17 protein-coding genes and 1 pseudogene are annotated in these 19,230 nt (G+C 69.9%); 5 read left to right on the forward strand and 13 right to left on the reverse strand.

What is annotated here, in order from left to right:
• Window positions 1-64: 64 nt before the first annotated feature.
• Window positions 65-316: a hypothetical protein gene (locus ACWDUZ_RS11560; protein WP_451631601.1), complete on the reverse strand. Its 252-nt coding sequence runs from the start codon at window positions 314-316 to the stop codon at window positions 65-67.
• A 225-nt stretch (window positions 317-541) separates the two neighbouring features.
• Here ACWDUZ_RS11560 and ACWDUZ_RS11565 point away from each other — a divergent pair, with 225 nt between their 5' ends.
• Complete coding sequence (locus ACWDUZ_RS11565) at window positions 542-1,750, forward strand: acyltransferase family protein (RefSeq protein WP_451631602.1); 1,209 nt, start codon at window positions 542-544, stop codon at window positions 1,748-1,750.
• A gap of 536 nt (window positions 1,751-2,286) precedes the next feature.
• On the opposite strand, the pseudogene ACWDUZ_RS11570 reads toward ACWDUZ_RS11565, so the two are convergent.
• Window positions 2,287-2,591, reverse strand: a pseudogene (locus tag ACWDUZ_RS11570) (transposase); the annotation flags it as partial.
• 204 nt (window positions 2,592-2,795) lie between these two features.
• Complete coding sequence (locus ACWDUZ_RS11575) at window positions 2,796-3,821, reverse strand: alpha/beta fold hydrolase (RefSeq protein ID WP_451631603.1); 1,026 nt, start codon at window positions 3,819-3,821, stop codon at window positions 2,796-2,798.
• A 294-nt stretch (window positions 3,822-4,115) separates the two neighbouring features.
• On the opposite strand from ACWDUZ_RS11575, the gene ACWDUZ_RS11580 reads away from it, so the two are divergent.
• Window positions 4,116-4,970, forward strand: coding sequence for a class I SAM-dependent methyltransferase (locus ACWDUZ_RS11580; RefSeq protein ID WP_451631604.1), 855 nt, complete (start codon window positions 4,116-4,118; stop codon window positions 4,968-4,970).
• A gap of 111 nt (window positions 4,971-5,081) precedes the next feature.
• On the opposite strand, the gene ACWDUZ_RS11585 is transcribed toward ACWDUZ_RS11580, so the two are convergent.
• From ACWDUZ_RS11585 to ACWDUZ_RS11605, 5 genes are all read right to left on the reverse strand, one after another.
• Entirely contained in the window at window positions 5,082-6,173 is a 1,092-nt protein-coding gene (locus tag ACWDUZ_RS11585; RefSeq protein WP_451631605.1) for a mandelate racemase/muconate lactonizing enzyme family protein, read from the reverse strand.
• Window positions 6,174-6,268: 95 nt separating this feature from the next.
• Window positions 6,269-7,654: a glycoside hydrolase family 5 protein gene (locus ACWDUZ_RS11590; RefSeq protein WP_451631606.1), complete on the reverse strand. Its 1,386-nt coding sequence runs from the start codon at window positions 7,652-7,654 to the stop codon at window positions 6,269-6,271.
• Between the two features lie 258 nt (window positions 7,655-7,912).
• Complete coding sequence (locus ACWDUZ_RS11595) at window positions 7,913-8,809, reverse strand: carbohydrate ABC transporter permease (RefSeq protein ID WP_451631607.1); 897 nt, start codon at window positions 8,807-8,809, stop codon at window positions 7,913-7,915.
• Complete coding sequence (locus ACWDUZ_RS11600; RefSeq protein ID WP_451631675.1) at window positions 8,809-9,633, reverse strand: carbohydrate ABC transporter permease; 825 nt, start codon at window positions 9,631-9,633, stop codon at window positions 8,809-8,811. Before ACWDUZ_RS11600 ends, ACWDUZ_RS11595 begins: the two co-directional genes overlap by 1 nt.
• Before the next feature lie 139 nt (window positions 9,634-9,772).
• Window positions 9,773-11,095, reverse strand: coding sequence for an extracellular solute-binding protein (locus ACWDUZ_RS11605; RefSeq protein WP_451631608.1), 1,323 nt, complete (start codon window positions 11,093-11,095; stop codon window positions 9,773-9,775).
• A 214-nt stretch (window positions 11,096-11,309) separates the two neighbouring features.
• Here ACWDUZ_RS11605 and ACWDUZ_RS11610 point away from each other — a divergent pair, with 214 nt between their 5' ends.
• Window positions 11,310-12,386 carry a LacI family DNA-binding transcriptional regulator gene (locus tag ACWDUZ_RS11610; protein WP_451631609.1) on the forward strand — a complete coding sequence of 359 codons (1,077 nt, stop codon included), beginning with the start codon at window positions 11,310-11,312 and terminating at the stop codon, window positions 12,384-12,386.
• Between the two features lie 17 nt (window positions 12,387-12,403).
• Here the strand turns inward: ACWDUZ_RS11610 and ACWDUZ_RS11615 are convergent, their stop codons facing one another.
• The 5 genes from ACWDUZ_RS11615 to ACWDUZ_RS11635 all read right to left on the reverse strand — a co-directional run bounded on the left by ACWDUZ_RS11615 (window position 12,404) and on the right by ACWDUZ_RS11635 (window position 17,466).
• Window positions 12,404-14,182, reverse strand: coding sequence for an FtsX-like permease family protein (locus ACWDUZ_RS11615; RefSeq protein ID WP_451631610.1), 1,779 nt, complete (start codon window positions 14,180-14,182; stop codon window positions 12,404-12,406).
• A 2-nt stretch (window positions 14,183-14,184) separates the two neighbouring features.
• Entirely contained in the window at window positions 14,185-14,979 is a 795-nt protein-coding gene (locus ACWDUZ_RS11620) for an ABC transporter ATP-binding protein (RefSeq protein ID WP_451631611.1), read from the reverse strand.
• Entirely contained in the window at window positions 14,976-15,518 is a 543-nt protein-coding gene (locus tag ACWDUZ_RS11625) for a PadR family transcriptional regulator (protein ID WP_451631612.1), read from the reverse strand. The genes ACWDUZ_RS11620 and ACWDUZ_RS11625 overlap by 4 nt, the downstream gene beginning before the upstream one ends.
• A 746-nt stretch (window positions 15,519-16,264) precedes the next feature.
• On the reverse strand, window positions 16,265-16,492 hold the full coding sequence (locus tag ACWDUZ_RS11630; RefSeq protein WP_451631613.1) for a hypothetical protein: 228 nt from the start codon (window positions 16,490-16,492) through the stop codon (window positions 16,265-16,267).
• A gap of 89 nt (window positions 16,493-16,581) precedes the next feature.
• Window positions 16,582-17,466: a helix-turn-helix transcriptional regulator gene (locus ACWDUZ_RS11635; protein WP_451631614.1), complete on the reverse strand. Its 885-nt coding sequence runs from the start codon at window positions 17,464-17,466 to the stop codon at window positions 16,582-16,584.
• 188 nt (window positions 17,467-17,654) lie between these two features.
• Between ACWDUZ_RS11635 and ACWDUZ_RS11640 the strand changes: the two genes are divergently transcribed.
• On the forward strand, window positions 17,655-18,398 hold the full coding sequence (locus ACWDUZ_RS11640) for an SDR family oxidoreductase (RefSeq protein WP_451631615.1): 744 nt from the start codon (window positions 17,655-17,657) through the stop codon (window positions 18,396-18,398).
• Between the two features lie 225 nt (window positions 18,399-18,623).
• A complete protein-coding gene (locus tag ACWDUZ_RS11645) occupies window positions 18,624-19,226 on the forward strand; it encodes an SDR family NAD(P)-dependent oxidoreductase (RefSeq protein ID WP_451631616.1) in 603 nt (200 codons plus the stop codon).
• Window positions 19,227-19,230 lie beyond the last annotated feature (4 nt).

Genomic DNA, 19,230 nt, shown 5'->3' on the forward strand with positions numbered 1-19,230 from the left:
TCCGGAGGCGGCCCAGGCGCCTGGTCAGGGACACACCGGCCACACCGGCCAGGCCGGTGCCCAGCTACCAGGCACCCACGACGACGTCCTGGTGCCTGCCCTGCTGGAGGTCCCGCTGCTGCGCATAGGTTCGGTACTCATCCCCGGATTCCAGCGGGAAGCACCGGTCGTCGCCGTGCATCACGGTCGTCCCTTCCTCCTCCTGCTCGGAGTCGATGGTGAACCCGTCGCAGATCATCTCCTTGGACAGGCCGTGGTCGCCGATCCCGCCGGTGAACTGGACGGCCCCCCCCAGAACGTCAGGCCCACGAAACACGCCGTCAGGACGTCACGCACCCGCATTCGTCGCCTCTTCCCGCTTTGCGACCCAGCATAGGGAGCTCACGTGCGAGGAACTTGCCTGGTTGCCCGGCCCGCACGCCGCGATCAAAAAGCGTGACCCAGCCACGCGTCACTCTCGACGGACTTCCGTCGCAGGGATAGCGCTCAGCCGTCGGCCTGCCACACTGGTGCGCAGACATGCGGGCCGGGGGGTACGGGCATGGTGACGCGCACACAACCGGAGCGGGCGGCGTCACCGGAGCGGCGCCCGGAGTTGGACACGATCCGGATGCTGGTCGTGATCGGGCTGGTGTTCTTCCACTCAGCCCTCGTGTTCGCCACGGACGACGACTTCTACGTCAAGAACGCCCAGACCACCGGAGCCGTCCTGATCATCGCCGGGTTCGGGGTCGTATGGGCCATGCCACTGCTCTTCCTCATCTCCGGGCTGGGCGCCTGGCACTCGCTGCACCGCCGCGGCGCAGGCGGCTTCGCCAGGGAGCGGCTGTTGCGGCTGGGGGTGCCGCTGGTGTTCGCGACGCTCGTACTGAACCCGATTCCGCAGTGGCTGCGGGCCCGCTCGGCCGACCCCGCCTACCACGAGTCCTACCTCGGCTTCCTGCCCCGCTTCTACGACGTGCATCTGGCGCCCGCTCAGTTTCCGTTCCTCGTCCAGGGCGAGCACTTCGAGACCGGCCATCTGTGGTTCGTCGTGCTTCTGCTGGCGTTCTCCCTCATGCTGGCGCCGCTCTTTCGATGGCTGCCGCGTGAGCCGGTGCGCCGCGCCCGCGACCGGTTGGCGCACGGGGTGCTGCGCCGGCGCGGCACCGTGCTGCTGCCGGCTCTCGCTTTCGCCGCGATCTGCGCCTTCGCGCGGATGGAGGAGGACTACGCGGGCTGGCACCGCTGGTCGTACCTGCTGTTCTTCCTCGCCGGTTTCACGCTCGCCGCCGACGATCGCTTCCGTACCGTGATGCGCCGCGACGCCGTGCTTGCGGCCTGGCTCGGCGCCCTGTTGTTCGCGGCGTGCGGTCCTGGCTTCGCCCTGACCGACGAGCCCTTCACGGAGACGACGGCCCTGGCCACCGCGTCACGAGCGCTGTTCGGCGCGGCCGGATGGTGTCTGGTGGTCGCCATCCCGGGCCTGCTCGACCGCCGGCGAGGCCAGCAGCCGCCGGCGGCGCCGAACCCGGATCCAACGAGGCGCCGGCACCTGCGCGGCTATCTCGCCGCCGCCGTGCTGCCCCTGTACGTCCTGCACCAGCCGATCGTGGTCGCCGTCGCGTACTTCGTGGTCGGCTGGCCCGCACCGATCCCGGTCAAGTACACCGTGCTCGTCACGATCGCCCTTTCCGTCACCCTCGCCGTATACGAGCTGCTGATCCGCCGCACACGAGCCACCCGTTTCCTGTTCGGGATGCGGCCCTGACGGTCTCCGCAGTGTGCTGAACCGTGGGTCCCGGGCGGGGCCGCTGACGGCGGGCGGACTCGGAGTCAGAGCAGCAGGTCGTGTGCGGGTTCCGGCCAGGAGGAAGGCGCCACCCGCCGCGGCGATCGCGGACGTCGCGCTGCTTCCGGTGTCGGCCAAGAGCAAGCACGTTCTTGAAGGTGCCAGAGGTCGTGCCGGACTCGGACAACGGTCGCCACCGCCACACGCCACGAACGAGCCGCCAAGTTGCCCGCGTGCACCCGCCTGGTTCAGCCGTAGCTGCGCCCGAAAAGGTTCACCGGGGTGGGGTCGTGGTGGTGGATGACGTCGCGGGGTGGCTGTCGGGCTGCTTCGAAATCGTTGGACGCCTTCGGGTGAGTCGGCGAGTATCCGCAGGTGACAGATGGAGCCGATTACTGGGGACCGTTGACGCGGAGCCCGAAGTGTGTGCGTTTTGTCGAGCTGTCCGGCGGCGGCATGGCGCTGGGCTGTGACCCGGGCGTCCGGCGCGGTGGTCGCGCCGCGGAAGCGAGTGGGCGTCCGCCCCAGCGGAGGCCTTCTCGCTGCGGACGCGGGCACGTTCGCGGCGTTGGGCGGCCAGGATGTCGGGGTGCCGGGCGTTGGCGTTGCAGCGGCGCAGGGAGGCGTGCAGGGCTCGGGTCTGGGCGGTGTGGTTGAGGCGATGCGAGTTGGCCAGGGGGAACTGCCGCAGCGGCCCGAAGTGCGCCTCGGTCGGATTCGCCCAGAAGGCGTAGGTCGGCGTGAAGCACAGCTCGACCTTGTTCTTCTGGGCCCACCGGCGGATCTTGCTGCCCTCATGGGCGGACAGGTTGTCCAGGATCCCGCGATCACCGGGACGGTGTTCCCTCCCGCCGAGGCCAGCAGCATCATCGCCCTGCGGAACCGCACCGTATCGGTACCGCCCGCCGCACGGTCCGCTGCAGTTTCTGCCCCTCCTGCTCAGTCAGCCTGCGAACCCTGACCGGCTCTGCCATGCCGCCTCCCGCACCGATCGGACATGTCGCCACGTCCAACCGGCGCAAGGTCAGGCGACACCAAGCCGGTGATCATTTCCGGTCACAGCACTATGGAGCGTGGCGAGCCAGTCGGTGAGCAGACGGTTGACCTCGTCGGGACGCTCCTGCTGGATCCAGTGGCCGCAGCCGTCCAAGAGGTGGGCGGCCGAAAGGCCGGGAAGGGTGGTGGGGTAGGCGTCGATGGCATCGGACATCCAGGTGGTGGAGGCATCCAGAGCTCCGCCGATGAACAGGGACGGCTGCTTGATCGGGGCTCCGCGGTGCGGGGCGAGGTCTTCCCAGTCCCGGTCCATGTTGCGGTAGCGGTTGAGTGCGCCGGTGATCCCAGTGCGCTCGAACTCCCCCGCGTAGACCTCGAGGTCCTCCTCGCTCAGCCAGGCCGGGAGGACTCCCGTGGGGAAACGGTCGCGCAGCCGGCCGCCGCCGCGGGTGACGAAGTGCGGGTCGGGCTCGTGCTGGGCGGGCATGGTGTCGGCGGACAGAGCGGCGTAGAAGCCTGCGAGCCAGCCCCGGACGTCGGGCTCGATCTCCGCCTCGGCGCGGCCGGGCTCCTGGAAGTAGGAGACGTAAAATTCCTGCTCGGGGCCGCCGATCTGGCTGAAGACATCAGTGGGACGGGGGCCGCCGGGCGGCGCGTAGGGGACGCTCAGCAGACCGACGGCGCGGAAGATCTCGGGGTGGAGCAGGGCGGAGGCGGCGGCGATATTGGCGCCCCAGTCGTGGCCGAGGACCACCGCGCTCTCCTCGCCGAGGGCGCGCACGACGGCGACGTTGTCCTCCACCAGGTCGAGCATCCGGTAGGCCTCGGTCGCCTCCGGCTTGGAGGAGCGGCCGTAACCGCGCACGTCGATCGCCACCGCCCGGTGGCCGGCCGCGGCCAGGGCCGGGAGCTGGCGGCGCCAGGAGTACCAGGACTCGGGAAAGCCGTGCACGAGCAGGACCAGCGGGCCGGTGCCCTGCTCGACCAGGTGGAGGCGTCCGGCCGGCGCCTCGACGGTGCGGTGGCGGAGCTCGGCGGTCGGCTCGGGCTGCATGGGATTCTCCTCGGTTCGCGGCGGGCGCTACTGCCCGTCCATCATCCGGCGCGGCACGGGCCCGACGCGATCAGCCTTGCCGTTCTGGCAAACTCGCACGGCAGAAGGGTGAAGTGGCACGGACGGTTCGACAAGTGCTGCTGCTTGATGTGAACGGAGCCGGCGCAATCCACTGTCGTTGAGCGACCGTCCGAACGGAGGGGAGGAACTCAACCGGAAAGTCGGAGGCGCCGCTGCCCGCACGTCTCATACCATCGGCCCCGCCCCGACCCGTCGAGCATCACCAAGGACTTTGTGAACCACTCCGATCTTCGCGCCAAGGCCCCCTCGCTCGCGGCCGGCATGGCCGCCGCCGATCACAGCCCGGACATCCAGCTGTCCCAGACTCGCCACCGCGCCGCGCTCGTGGCAAGCTGGCGGATCGCACCAGGCTCAACCGTCCTCGAACTGGGCTGCGGCCAGGGCGACATGACCGCCGTCCTTGCGGAGGCGGTTGGGCCCGAGGGCCGCGTGGTGGCCGTCGACGTGGCGGAACCCTCCTACGGGGCGCCGGTCACGCTCGGAGAATCGGCCGCCCGGCTCGCGGCGGGCCCTCTCGGGGAGCGCATCGATTTCCGCTTCGGGACCGACGTCCTCGACCCGTCGGTCGGCTTTCCCGAAAACACCTTCGACCACGTGGTGCTCGCACACTGCTCCTGGTACTTCGCATCGCTGGGAGAGCTGCGGGACACCCTGGCCCGGGTACGGCCGTGGGCGCGGAGACTATGGCTGACCGAGTGGGACTTGACGCCTGCTTCCGGTGACCAGTTGGCGCACCTCCTCGCCGTGCTGATCCAGGGGCAGACCGAGGCCGCAGGTTCGCGCGGCCAGGGAAACGTCCGCACGCCTGTCTCCCGCGAGGGGCTGCTGCGGCTCCTGCCCGAGGCCGGCTGGACGGCCGAGGGCAGCACGCCGGTCGATACCGGGGAACTTCAGGACGGCGACTGGGAAATCGCCGCCTGCCTCGACCTGGTCGCAACGGATGAGCGTATGGCCGCGCTGCCCGAGCCGGTGCGGCAACTGGTGCTGAGCCAGGCCGACGTGCTCCGGTCCGTCGCCAAGCCGCACGGCAACCGCGCGCTCGCCGCGTATTCAGTCACCGCGCGCTGACGTACGGCTGTGAGTGCGAGGTTCGGGTGCCTGTTGCGTCGAGTGGCGGACCTGCCTGTGCGCCGCGCCTTCGCGACGACTCCCCCGCGCCGCCGCAGGGCATCGCACCGGTCACATCCGGGACACCTCACGCTCCGCCTCCCGCGTGAAGGACGGCAGTACGTCCACGCCCCATCCGGGGCGGGTCGGCGCCGGCAGGCGGCCGTCCTTCACGGTCAGGAACGGTTCGTACACAGCCGCCGTCCAGGGTGTGTCCTCCACGCTCCACTCCTGGTAGTGCACGCAGGAGGGCATCGCCGTCGCCAGGTGCAGGGTGAACACCTGGAGCAGGGAGTCGTTGGCGCAGTGCGGGGTGCACGGGACCCCGGCGGCCTCAGCCAGCACCGCCACCTTGCGGGCCCGTGACACCCCACCGATGTAGCCGATGTCGGGCTGGACGATGCGCACCGCCCGTCCTGCCAGCATCCGGCCGAACTGCGGCAGCGAGTAGTCCTGTTCACCGCCGGAGACGGGGATGTCGAGGGACTCTGTCACCTCGGCACAGCGTTCGATCTCTGTGAAGGGCGTCGGTTCCTCGTAGTGGAAGTAGCCATGCTCCTCCAGGAGCCGTCCGACGCGGATGGCGCGGCCCACCGAGAAGCCGCCGTTGGCGTCCGCGGAGATGTCGATGCCGTCGCCCAACTCGCGTCGCATCAGCGGAACGATCCGCTCGGTCCGGCCGGGTGCGGCGTCCCCGTCCCGCCCCATGGCCTGGCCCACCCGGATCTTCACCGCACGGAAGCCCTGCTCGGCGATGACCGCGGCCAGTCGCTCCGCCTCTGCCTCCGGGGTGATGTCCCGCCGCATGCTGGACGCGTACACCGGCACCGAGTCCCGGGCCTGCCCGCCGAGGAGTTTCGCCACCGGCTGCCCCGTGGCCTTGCCGAGCACGTCCCACAGGGCGGTGTCGACTCCCGCGAGCGCCCGGTGCACGAAGCCGCCGGGGAACTTGTAGTGGGCGCGCAGGCAGGCGTCTCCCAGGGCTTCGACATCCCAGGGGTCGCGGCCGAGGAACATCGGGGCCACCATCGAGTGCAGCACCCTTACAGTGTGCGCGGCCTCGTACGGCGCGGTCTGGCCCACCCCCTCGATTCCGTCGTCGGTACGGACCCTGACCAGTGCGAGTGGCCCGCGCCGCAACGTCTCGACGCTCTCGATCCTCATACAACCTCCCTCTCCACGGGTGCTCCCTTGCTCGGTCGTACGCCCTGGCGCCCGTCCTCGCCGTCCCACCGGCGGCCATCTACTGGCGGCGCCGCTCACAAGTGCTTCTTGAGCACTGCGAGCAGAGGTTCGCGTATCGTGCAGCGCTCCAGCGCGAAGCAGTCCGCCATGGCCCGCATGCCGTCCGCGTCCAGGCCCTTGAAGCAGCGGGCGAAGTCCTCCACCATCGGCTCGGCGAGCAGGATGTGCCGCACCAGCACGTGGATCCATTGCTGGGCGCCGAAGGGCAGCGGGTCGAAGTCCGGGAACTCCTTGGCGACGGTTGCTTCGAGGGGGTCGAGGATGTGCCGCACTCCGGTGTCCACACCGCCCCACACGTCCACCCCGAGCCGCGCCTTCTTCTCCAGCACCGGGGCGATCCGGCGCAGATAGGGGGAGTCGCCCGGCACCTGGGCGATGCCCTGGAGCCCGATGTCCTTGTACGTCCACAGGCTCCAGCCGGCGCCGTACTCGTCGTAGAGGCCGAGTTGGTCGGCCAGGGTCCGGTAACGGTGGTCGTCGCGCTCGGGATCGCCGCTGTAGACGGGGCCGAACTCGCCGACCCAGATGGGTGTTCCGGTGGTGCGCATGTACTCGCAGCGCTTGAGGAACCGTTCGGTCAGATAGGCCCGGTCCACGTACTGGCCCCTCGACAGGCCTGGGTAGGGGCCGCTGTCGGCGAATCCGGAGAGCGCGTAGTCGTGGACGGTGTACACGGTGTTGGGCCAGGGGTCGCGGAACAGGTCGAACTCGGTGGCGTGCCGGTTGCCGTCGAGGAAGACGATGTGGTGCGGGTCGACGGCCCTGATGGCCTTGTGCAGCCGCTCATAGAACGGGCCGATGGTCTCGCCCTCGGAGTCGGCGGGTTCGTTCAGGGGGTTGTATCCCGCGACCCAGGGGTTGTCGCGGTAGTGGTCGGCCAGCGCCTCCCACAGATTGACGACCCGGTCCTGGAAGTGGCGGTGGGTCCAGAAGAACGAGCGGTGGGTCGGATTGTCGCTGTGCCAGCGCTGGTTGTGGAATCCCGGCGCCGCGTGCAGGTCCAGGACGGTGTACAGGCCGTGTCTCGCGCAGGTGTCGACCACGCGGTCCAGCAGCCGGAAGCCCTCCTGCTTGATCTCCATGGGACGGGCGTCGTCCTCGAAGTGCCGGTAGTGGAAGGGGATCCGGACGCAGTTCATGCCCGTGCCCGCGAGCAGCGCCGCGTCAGCGTCGGTGAAGAAGACGTCCAGGAAGCGGTCGAAGAAGGCGTCGTACGCCTGCTGCCCGACGACCCGGCGCAGCGCGCCTCGGTGCAGTTCCTCGGTGCTGGGGAAGCCGGTGATGAAGTTCTCCATGTTCATCCAGCCGCCCAGGCCGACGCCGCGCAGGCGTACCGGGCGGCCATCGGCGGTGGCGAGTGCGCCGCCGTCCACGTGGAGCATCACGGATGCGTCGTTCATGCTTGTACTCCAGGAGTGCAGGTCAGGAGCCGGGAGGAGGTAGGTCAGTCGCGGTGTGCCGCCGCGGTGGCGGGCGTGCTGCCGGGCGGGCCCGGCGCGCTCTGGGCCCCGCGCCGGCGGTACCGGCCGATGCGGCGGGGCGAGAGAGATGGGGAGCGCCGGGCATGTGTGCGCTACCCGCCGCGCCAGCCGTGCGTGCGGCACGCACGGCATACGGAGCGTGCGAAGCCGCGCGGGCGCCCTTTCGGGCCGGGACTCTCACTTGCCGAAACCGGCTGTGAGGCCTCGCACCAGGTAGCGGCGGCCCAGCAGGTAGGCGGCGAGCATCGGAATCGTCGACAGCACGACCGCCGCGAGGATCGCGGGGACGTTCACCGTGAACTCGCCCTGGAACGTCCACAGTGCCATCGGCAGCACCCGGTTGCCGGGGCTCTGGGTGAGGATCAGCGGGAACAGGAAGCCGTTCCACACGTGCAACGCGTCGTAGATGCTGACGGTGACGACCGCGGGGCGGGTGAGCGGCAGCACGAGGCTGACCAGCATCCGCCAGTCCGTGGCGCCGTCCATGCGCATCGACTCGAACAGCTCACCGGGGATGTCCCGGATGAAGTTGGAGAGGATGAGCACCGTGATCGGCACCGCGAATCCGATGGACGGCAGGATGAGTGCGAGCAGGCTGTCGTAGAGATGGGCACGGCTGATCATGTAGTAGAGCGGGATGATCGTGGCGTGCACGGGGATGGCGAGGCCGAGCAGGAACACCGAGAAGGCGCCGCGTGACAGCCGGGTTCTGCCGCGTACCACCGCGTACGCGGCCATGAGCGAGAGCACCACGGTCACCGCGACCGAGGCCACCGTGATGATCACGCTGTTGAGGAAGTAGCGGCCGAAGCCACTGCCCAGTACCAGCGAGTAGTTCGCGAACGTCACCTTGCTCGGGATCGCCAGCGGGTCTGTCGCGAAAAAACCCTGCTGGGGCCGGAGACTGGAGATCACGACGTAGTACACCGGCACGATGATCACGGCCAGCCAGACCAGACCGCCGAGCCCGCCGAGTACGTTGGGCCTGCGCCGCACCCGGCGGCCCCCGGTCTGTCGCGCGCCGGGTGCCCGCCGGCTCTCCGCGACGGCGCGGAGCGGGGTGGTGGTCGCCATCAGATGCCCTCCCGGTCACTGGACATGCGGCTGAAGCCGGAGAACTTGGTCATCACGAACGCGAGCCCGAGGCCGATCACGACGAGGAGCACCGCGAGCACGCTGGCCGCGCCCATCTCGTTGGCCTGGAAGCCGGTGAGGTACATGTCCACCGGCAGCAGCCTGGTCGCGTTGCCCGGACCACCCCCGGTGAGCACGAACACCACGTCGAAGTAGGTCAGCGATCCGGTCACCATCAGCGTCGAGGAGGTGATCACGGTGTTGCGCAGCTGGGGCAGCGTGATGTACCAGAACTGCTGCACGGTGCCCGCCCCGTCCAGCGTCGCGGCCTCGTACAGGGACTGCGGGATCTGCCGGACCGCGGCCTGGTACAACAGGGTGTGGAACGGCACGAACTGCCAGGCGATCACGAAGATCACCACATAGAGCACCAGCGTGGGGTCGCCGAGCCAGTTCTGCGCGAGGGCACCGAGACCCGGCGCGCCGCCGATGCCGAAGTTGGGGTCGAGCAGCGCCTTGAAGGCGATGGCCACCGCTGCGGAGGACAGCAGCAGCGGGATGAAGTACAACGCGGCAAGCACGGCCCGGTAGCGCTGGGTGCCCGCGATGAAGACGCCGAGCAGCAGGCTGATCGGGGTCTGCACCAGCCAGGAAGCCACGATGATCTTCAAGGTGAGCAGCAGCGCGTTGCCGGTGACCGGGTCGTGCAGGATCTTCGTCCAGTTGGCGAAGCCGGCCCAGCCGAGCGCGCCGAGGCCGTCCCAGTGCACGAAGCTGAGCACCACCGCCCCGGCCAGCGGCACCAGTGCGAACACCACGAACATGGCGAGCGCGGGCAGCGCGAACAGCGCGGTGCCGCGGGGTGAGGCGCCGGTGGTGCCGTGGGCCCTGGCACGGGCGGCGGTGGCGGCCCGCGCGGCCACGGGTGACGGAGAGTAGGTCATGAAGGCTCGCCTCCGGCGATCAGAGGGTGGCGTTCATGTGGTCGGCGAACTGCTTCGGGCCGATCTGCAGCAGGAAGATCTGCTGAAGGGCCGTCAGGACGGCGTCACCGGCCTGGGGACCGAGCGCCTGGTCGAGGGAGAGCGAGAAGTTGGGCGCCTTCGCCGTCAGGTCGTAGACCGTTGTGAAGTATTCGGGGTCGGACGACTTGGCGATCTCGTCGCCGAAGCCGGCCACGGGGGGCACGTTGCCGACGGCCAGCAGGTCAGTGGCGTAGGCGGCGTTGAGCAGCGCGCCCTTGAGGTAGGCGCGGGCCGCCTCCTGAGCCTCCGCGTCCGCATCCGCCGAGACCGACCAGTAGTTGGACGGGTTGCCCGTGATGTCCGCCGGGTCGCCCTTGCCGCCCTCGACGGTGGGGAAGGGAAAGTATCCGAGTTTGCCGTCCTTGATGAAGCCGGGGTCGGCTGTCTGGATGGTCTGGTAGGTCGCGGGCAGGCCGAGGCTCATCGCCGCCTTGCCGGTGTACATCAGGGCGATGTCGGCACCGGAGTCGGTGGAGATGGACGCGAAGCCCTTGACGAAGCCGCCGGACTTCACCAGTTGCTGGATCATCTCGTTGGCCTGCGTGACCGCCGGATGCGACCAGGCCTTGGCCTTGCCGGCGAGAATCGCGTCGAGGACGCCGGGACCGCCGATGCGGTCCATCAGGTACGACAGCCACGGCAGCAGTGGCCACTTGGCCTGCCCGGACACGGTGAACGGGGCGATGCCGGCCTTCTTGAACCGGGGTACCAGCGCGGTCAGTTCGCCCCACGTTCGCGGCGGTTCGGCGCCGATCTTCGCGAAGAGCTCCTTGTTGTAGTAGATCATCACCGGCTTGACGCCGTTGTTGGGCAACGCGTACGTCCTGCCGTCGATCTCGCCGACCTTCGCCACCGACTTCAGGAACCGGCCCTCGAGCGCGGGGTCGGCCGCGAGGTCCGACAGGTCGGCGACCGCGCCCGCTGCGACGTACGAGGCGAGCACGCCGCCGCCCCAGCCGTAGATCAGCGTGGGCGCCTGCTTGGCGCCGACGGCGGTCCTGATCTTCTGTTTGTAGGGGTCGTTGGCGAAGGACTCCACCGAGATCTTCTGCTGCGGATGGGCGCCGTTCCATGAGTCGAAGGACTGCTGGAACGCCTTCTGGGTGACCCCGCTGAGGATCCACGCCGAGGCGGATCCCGAACTCCCGCCGCTCGCCCCCTGCGCCTTGGGCCCCGAGGTGCCGCAGCCCGCGATCGCCGTGCCCGCGAAGGCCGCGAGCCCGGCGACAACACTTCGTCGTGAGATGGCCGATGCCGACATGCTGTCCGCCTCTCCGTCCCGGGCACAGCGATGTGTCCGGGGCATGACTCCAAGCGGCGGCACAGACCGTCGGCGCGTACGTCCCTTGACCGCCCGGCCCTGCTGCCGCTCTCCGTCCCGCTGTGGTTGCGGTCATCGTGCAGGCCCACCGAAGGCGTGTCAATCGTTATCGATAACGTTATCGAAATCGTTTTACCAGGTGTACCATCACGCTGTGACCACAAACCGCGTGACCATCCGCGATGTCGCGGCCCGAGCCGGGGTATCGGTGGCGACCGTCTCCAAAGTCCTCAACGAGCGGCACGGGGTGGCGGCCAGCACCCTGGAGCGGGTGCGCACGGTGATCGAGGAGCTCGGTTACGAATCCAGCCTGGTGGCCAGGAGCCTGCGCAACCACCGCACCCACGTCATCGGGGTGCTGGTGTGGGCCATCGAGCCGTACAGTGCGGAGCTCCTCAAGGGCGCCGCTCGCGCCATCAAGGGCACCGGTTATGAACTGGTGGTGTACTCGACGGGAGGCGAGGGCGGCGGCCACACGGGCTGGGAACGCCGCTATCTGTCACGGCTGTCCGGCACCTTGATCGACGGCGCGGTGCTGGTCACCCCGACCGTCTCCACCGACGAGATCGGCTCCCCGGTCGTCGCCGTCGACCCTCATGTCGGCGCCGACTCCGCCCCCATCGTCGCGGCCGACAACTTCCATGGCGCGCGGACCGCCGTCGAGCACCTGCTGGCGCTCGGCCATCGCAGGATCGGCTTCCTCGGCCGTCCGCCCCGCGACCTGGAGTCCGCCCGCCAGCGCGAACTCGGCTATCGCAGAGCCCTGGAGGACGCGGGCGTGGCCTTCGATCCCGCACTGGTGCAGGTTGCCGGCTACGGGGAGAACGAGTCCGCCGAGGCCGCGGGCCGTCTTCTGCGACTGGACGACCGCCCCACCGCGATCTTCGCCGCCAACGACGTGTCCGCCATCTCCACGATGGAGGTGGCGATGACGCTCGGCATGCGGGTACCCGACGATCTGTCCGTCATCGGGTTCGACAACGTCCCCGAGTCCACCATGGTCCGCCCCGCCCTCACCACGATCGAGCAGCCGCTCCAGCTCATGGGCCAGCGCGCGGTCGAGATGCTGCTCGAACTCCTGGAAGGGCGGACGCCCGACCCCCTGCGACTGCGGCTGCCGACACGCCTGGTGGAACGGGCGTCCTGTGCACCGCCACCGCCACCGTCCGCACCCTCCGGTGCGTCGGTGGAGCCGCAGGCGTCGGCGGAGCCGCCGAAAGAAAGGGCATAGGGCGGCGGAGAAGCCCGTCAGGCGGGTTCGGCGTCGAGGACACGCCCGGCGGGGCTGCGGGTGTGGAGCCAGGCGGGCAGGGCGGCCAGCGCCGCTACGGCAAGGAGTACGGCCGGGACGGCGGCCGCGAGCCAGCTGCCCGGGGGTATCACCACGACCGCGCTGAACAGCGCGAACAGGCCGATTCCGATCGGAACACCCACCGCGATCCCACCCACGGCGGGCAGCAGTTGCGCGGTGCAGAGCGCCACGATGACCTGGCCGGGGGTGGCGCCGAGGGTCCGGGCGACGGCCAGGGCGCGCCGGGCCTGCACCGCGGTGCTCCAGCTGACGTAGACGGTGTTGAGCACGGACAGCGCCAGAATTGCGACCGTGACACCGAGCATCACCTGGCCTGTCAGGGCGTTGCGGATGTCCTCGAAAGTGGACGTTCCCTGGGCGATTTCTGCTTTGAGCGACACCCGGAAGGTGAGGAGCGCGGTCACCATGACCGTAGTGGCGGCCGTGCCGACGGCGCTCAGGGCCGCGCGGCCGGGACGACGGGCGATCAGCCGTACGCCGATCAGGGGCGGCGTGGGCAGATAGGCCGTCATGGCCGTCAGTCGAGGACGGTACGTGATCGGGTGTGCCGGATCGGCCAGGGCGTCGACGGTGCTGGAGCGCACGGTGCGCAGGACGGGGCCGAGCGTGCCGATCAGGGCCACCAGTACGGCGAGTACGGTCGCGTCTACGACGATGCCGGTGGTCGGCGGGCCGGCCGCGTTGAGCAGCCCGGCACTGGGGTCGGCCAGCGTGGGCGCGGTCAGACATCCCACGGTGACTCCGACAGCGGCGGCCAGGACAGTGAGGAGTAGATACTGCGCGAGCAGCAGCGCGGCCACGGTGCGGGGTGTGGCACCGACAGCCTTGAGAAGGCCCGCGCGCCGGTGGTCCCGCGGGGCGCGCACGGCGGCCAGCGACGCGACGGTGACGAGCGCTGCCGCAGCGAGCAGACCCCCGCCGATGACCAGGGTGGGCCGGACGGACCTCAGCACATGTGTGTCACTTTCGATGAAGAGCTGCCAGGGATGGGTGTTGACCCAGTCCTGGCCCCTGAGGTCGTCGGTGAAGACGGTGTGCGCCCAGCTCTGTGCCGCGGCGGGGTCGGACAGCTTGATGTTGAGCAGGTACAGAAGGGACTCGTCGCCGGCTGCCGCACGGGCGTCGTCGGTGGTGAGCCAGATTCGGCCGCCACCGTCGGAAGGCCCCGGGCCCGTGGCCCAATTGCTGAACGGATACACCCCGGTGGCCGCGCTGATGGCCGTACCGACGACCGGGTAGTCGCGCCCACCGATGGTGACACGGTTACCGACACGTACACCGAGCGCTTGGGCGAAGCTGCGTTCGACCACCGCGCCGCCCCTGCGCACCCACGTGCCGGAGGTCACGAGCGGCCGGTCCACGGCGGACACGGTGCGCTCGCGCCCCTCGACCGCGGTGTTCTCCGTCCACCCGTTGGCGCGGACCGTGGTGGAGAATCCGGGAACCGGGTCGGCGAGCGTGTCGACACCGGGGGCGTCCGCGATGCGTCCGGCAAGGGCGGAGGGGTCCGTGGCGGTGGTGATGGCCGTGATGTCGGGTCCTGCGGTGGCCTCGCGGGTTTTCATGTACCCGCTGGCCACGGCGTTGTCGGTAGCCATTCCCAGGGTCAGCGACGTGGTGGCGGCGGTGACGGCGACCAGGAACATGACGGCCTCGCCGGGGCGGCGCCGTATGTCCCGTGCGATGAGCCGCCAGATCAGCAGCAGACGGCCCATGGTCACTCCTCCCAGCCGAGGAGCGCGCCGAGCTGTGAGCCACCCGCAGCCAGGGGTATGTCCTCGGCCGATGCTCCGTCACGGAGGGAGACGACCCGGTCCGCGGTGGCGGCGACGCGTTCGTCATGGGTGACGAGTACGAGGGTCTGTCCGGTGGCCCGCAGGTCGGCGAAGAGGCGGAGGACGTCATGGGTCGCGGCGGTGTCGAGGTTGCCGGTGGGCTCGTCGGCGAGGACCACAAGCGGCTCGTTCACCAGGGCGCGGGCGATGGCGACCCGCTGCCGCTGCCCGCCGGACAGCTCGGACGGCAGACGGCGGTCCCGGTCCGCGAGCCCGACACGGTCGAGAAGGGCGGCAGCGCGGCGGCGGGCGGCGCGCGGCGAGTCACCGGCGAGCAGCGCGGGCAGCTCGACGTTCTCGGCCGCCGTCAGTTCGTCCATCAGGTGGAAGTCCTGGTGCACGAAGCCGACAGCGCGGCGCCGCAGACGGGCGAGTGCGCGTTCGCCGAGCAGGTCGATGCGCTGCCCGCCGAGCCACACCTCACCCTCGTCGGGCCGGTCCAGGCCGCCCAGCAGATGCAACAGCGTCGACTTGCCGCAGCCGCTGGGACCGGTCACGGCCAGCGTCTGCCCGGAGGGTATGTCGAGGTCGACCCCGTCGAGGGCCACAACCGTGCTCTCGCCCTGCCCGTAGACCCGTGACAGGCCGACGGCGCGCAGCACCGGATCTGCGGTTTCACCTCCGGTGTCCCTGTGCCGCGACTGCCCTCTGCCCCGCCCGCCGCTTGGTGTCGTCATCCGTTCCCTCCGCCTCTCCCGTGCCGGGCGCGGGCGGACCAGATCCGCTCGCACGCCTCCAACCAGCGCAGATCAGCCTGCAGCCGGAGTGCTACGCCCTCCAGGAGCAGCCCGGCCTCCGAGTCCGTGTCGTGAGTGAGGACGGCGTGCTGAGCCTCGGCGAGGCTGCGCCTCAGCTCGCGGCGCCGGGCCTCGACGAGCGCGAGCGGCTCTGCCATGCCCGACTCGGCGGCGGCCACCAGCTTCAGATGAAACTCCGTCACATCCGCCCTGGGCCCGACGCCCTCGGCCATCCACGCGGCAACCCGCTCCCGCCCGGCCGCGGTCAGCGCATACACCTTGCGCCGCGGGCCACGCACCGGCGTGTCCTCGCGCTCCTGAACGGCCAGGCCCGCCTTCTCGAGCCGGGTGAGCGTCACATAGATCTGCCCCGCGTTCAGCGTCTCCCCCAGCGGCCCGAGCGCCGCCGCCAACCGCCTGCGCAGGTCGTAGCCGTGCGATGGCTCCTTGGAGAGCAGCGCCAGCACCACGTCCTGCACGGGTGATCCTCCTCTGCGTCACTCAATGGATAGCGGTTAAGCAAAAGCGGCGTCAAACCGGCCTCAGAACCCGTTGCGGCCCGATTCTGTCGTGCGCGCTCCGCGCAACCTTGCGTCAAGCGCGCACGATCCTTACTGTCCACTCAGCAGCGGAGCGCCGCCCGATCGCGTCCAAGTACCGCACCGGGACACCGCGGATGGACCTGCCCGAGCACTTCGGTTCCTGGAAGAGGGCTCACAACCGGCTGCGGAAGTCGGCCGCCGGCGGCACCCGGGAGAAGCTCTTCATCCTCCTCCTCGCCCAGGCCGAAGGCGACCTCGACGGGGTCGTAGCGGTCGACTCCGTCGTCCGAGCCCACCAGCACGCCGCCGGAGCCCGTCAAAAGGGGCCCCGGCAGGCGAGCCGGACGACCAGGCCATCGGACGGTCCCACGGCGGACCGATCACCAAGACATCTCAGTCGACGGAGGCCAACTCGGTGGGGAGCGGCGTCACGTCCAGCCCCAGTGGTCGGGGGTAGTGGGCCTGGCATGTCGGAGCCACCCGATAACATCGCCGCGCGTCATGAGGTGAACTCTGAGGGGGCCGAACATGCAGGTCGCCGGTGGCGCTGGGGTCGACCGACTGGCTGCCGGTGTTGGAGCTGGGAAGCAAGGCCGCGGTCGGGTGTGACACCCATGTGATAGTCCCACCTCGAAACGGTCGTCCTCCTGGAACCGGAGCACCGATTCCAGCCGATACACCGTTCAGCCGTAGGCCAGTTCGGGCATGGTGAAGGCGGCCAGCTCCTCGGCCGTGCACCGCAGATCCAGCGTGGCCCCGATGTGCATACCGGCCTCGTTCAGCCACGCCGGCCTGCGGTGGGTGTGCACCGCATCGGTCAACGGCAGCAGGGCGGCCTTCGAAGCCCTGCGGTCCGAGACGAAAGCCCCGGCGGGCCGACGAGCTCCGCCCAGCCATGATCGTTCCCGCACGAGCAGCCTCCTGACACGCGCTCCTGCCCGTACGGTGCCCCCGTTGGGGTCGGCGCGCCCGCCCGCTGGCGCATCCGGCCGCCGCAGGGTCACGCGGAGGTGTGCCGCCCGGTCGTCCAGCCGGCCGGGTCGCCCGGCCTGGCGTCGAACTGCTGCTGTCCTATGACCGAGAGCAACTGGAGCTTTCCGTGGCTCTCCGTACCGGGACGCGTGGTCATCACGAGCAGGGTCTGTGCGTGGTTGTCGGTGAACAGCACCTGGCAGTCGACCTCGATACGGCCGAGTTCGGGGTGCACAAGGGTCTTGCGGTCCTCGAAGCGGTTGGCGACCTCGTGCTGTTCCCAGACCCGGACGAATTCCGGGCTGCGGCCGTGCAGCTCGGCGACGATCTGCTCGGCCCGGGGGTGACTGCCGTCGGCGGTCAGCGCGGCCCGCAGCGCCGCCGCCTGGATCCGGCTCTGCCGGTCGTGGTCCTCCTGCGGATAGTGTCTCCGCTCGTCCGGGTCGGTGAACCAGCGGTAGTAGGCGCTGCGCGCCAGACCGGTGTACCGGGTCTGGTCACCCAACAGCGCGACCGCGAGCGGATTCTGTACCAGGGTGTCGCTGAGGTCGGACACCACCAGGGCCGGGGCGTCCAGGCGGTCCATCACCCGCATCAGAGCCGGGCCGACATGCTCGGAGCGGTGGAAGCGCGCCGGGGCACTGTGGCCGGTGAGGCGGAAGAGGTGGTCGCGCTCGTCCAGGGTGAGGCGCAGGGCGCGGGCGAGCGCGACCATCATCTGCTCGGAGGGCTGCGGGGCACGCCGCTGCTCCAGGCGCGCGTAGTAGTCGGTGGACATCCCGGCGAGGGCGGCGACCTCTTCGCGGCGCAGACCCTGGGTGCGCCTGCGCGGGCCGCCGACCAGCCCGACGTCGTCGGGCCGCAGCGTTTGACGCCGTCGGCGCAGGAAATCCGCCAGCTGGTCTCTGTCCATGCCTCCATGGTTGCCGATACCGGCTTATTCATCCAGGGACTGCTGATCCATGGGTAACGGCTCCTCTCCCGCCCGCCCGCGGGCAGGCGCAGCATGGTCGGTGCCGGGGTTCTCCGGCACCCGCAGTGCGGAGCAACCCGCCCCACTGTGCGGGGTACCCCGGCTTCCACTCCCAAGGAGGAACTTCCATGAAGACCACCGGGAACACGATTCTGATCACGGGCGGCACCTCGGGCATCGGCCTCGGCCTGGCCCTGCGCTTGCACGAGACCGGCAACAAGGTGATCGTCGCGGGCCGCCGCAAGGAGCTGCTCGACCAGATTGCGGCCGGGCACCCGGGCATCGACACACTCGTCCTCGACGTCACCGACCCCGCGTCGATCGCCGGGGCCCGCGAGACGGTGACGCGGACCCACCCCGAGCTGAACGTCCTGGTCAACAACGCAGGCATCCAGCTGCCTGAGCCCCTCCTGGAGGGCGACTCTCTGCGCGTCGCCGAGGACACCGTCACCACCAACCTGCTCGGCCCGATCCGAATGGTCAACGCCTTCCTGCCCCACCTGACGGCCAAGGAGGACGCGGTCGTCATCAACGTCAGCTCCGGTCTGGCGTTCGTGCCGCTGCCGATCACCGCGACCTACAACGCCACCAAGGCCGCCATCCACTCCTTCACGGAGAGCCTGCGCGTCCAGCTCGCCGACACCTCCGTCCAAGTGATCGAGCTGGTCCCGCCGGCCGTGCGCACCACCCTGATGGGCCAGCAGGACAACGAGCACGCCATGCCGCTCGAGGACTTCCTCACCGAGGCCGTGAACCTCCTGCAGACCGAGCAGGATGCCAAGGAGATCCTGGTCGAGAACGTCAAATTCCTGCGGCACGCCACGGTCAACGGCAGCTACGACGACGTCCTGGCCATGCTCAGCGCCTACTGAGCACACCGGTCACCTGGCGCCGGGACCACCGTACGCGGCGGGGCCGTTCAGGCCCCGCCCGGCCTGATCACCGGCCCCGCCCCCGTACCACCCCAGCTGTCTTCGAGCTGTCTTCGAAAGGAACGCCCCGCCATGTCCGTAGTCCTGGTCACAGGCGCCTCCACCGGGACCGGCAACCTCACCGTCAAGGAGCTCGCCGCCGCGTGACACACGGTCTACGCGTTTATGCGCGACCCCGAAGGCCGCAAACGGGCCCGCGCCGGGGAACTTCTCGCCTTCGCCGAACGCGACCACACCGATCTGCGCGTCGTCGAACTCGACGTACGGTCGCAGGAGTTCGCCGAGGCGGGTCAGCTCGATGTCGTCGTCCACAACGCGGGGCACTTGGCCCTCGGTTACACCGAAGCGTTCACCGCGGAAGACGTCGCGGACATGTTGGACGTCAACGCGATCAGTGTCCAGCGGGCCAACCGTGCCGCGCTGCCCCACCTGCGCGCCCGGCGATCGGGCACCCTCCTCTACGTGGGAAGCACCACCACGGTCAGCGTCCCGCCCTTCCTCGGGCCCTACGTGGCCTCGAAGTTCGCCTTCGACGCACTGGCCCAGTACGGCGAGGCCACCGAGGGCCTGTTCGAGCCCGGCGTCGACGCCCACCCGGTGACCGTCGCCCGGGAGATCACCCGCATTCTCGCCCTGCCCGTCGGCGAGAAGCCGTTCCCCAGCAGAGGAGGGTGGCCGAGTGGGTGGCCCGTCAGGGAACCGTCCACCGCTCACAAGTGTCTGTTCATGTGCCCTTCCACCGCGGCCAGTCGTGCCTCGATTGCTTGACTGA

It is taken from the genome of Streptomyces sp. NPDC003393 (assembly GCF_053589015.1).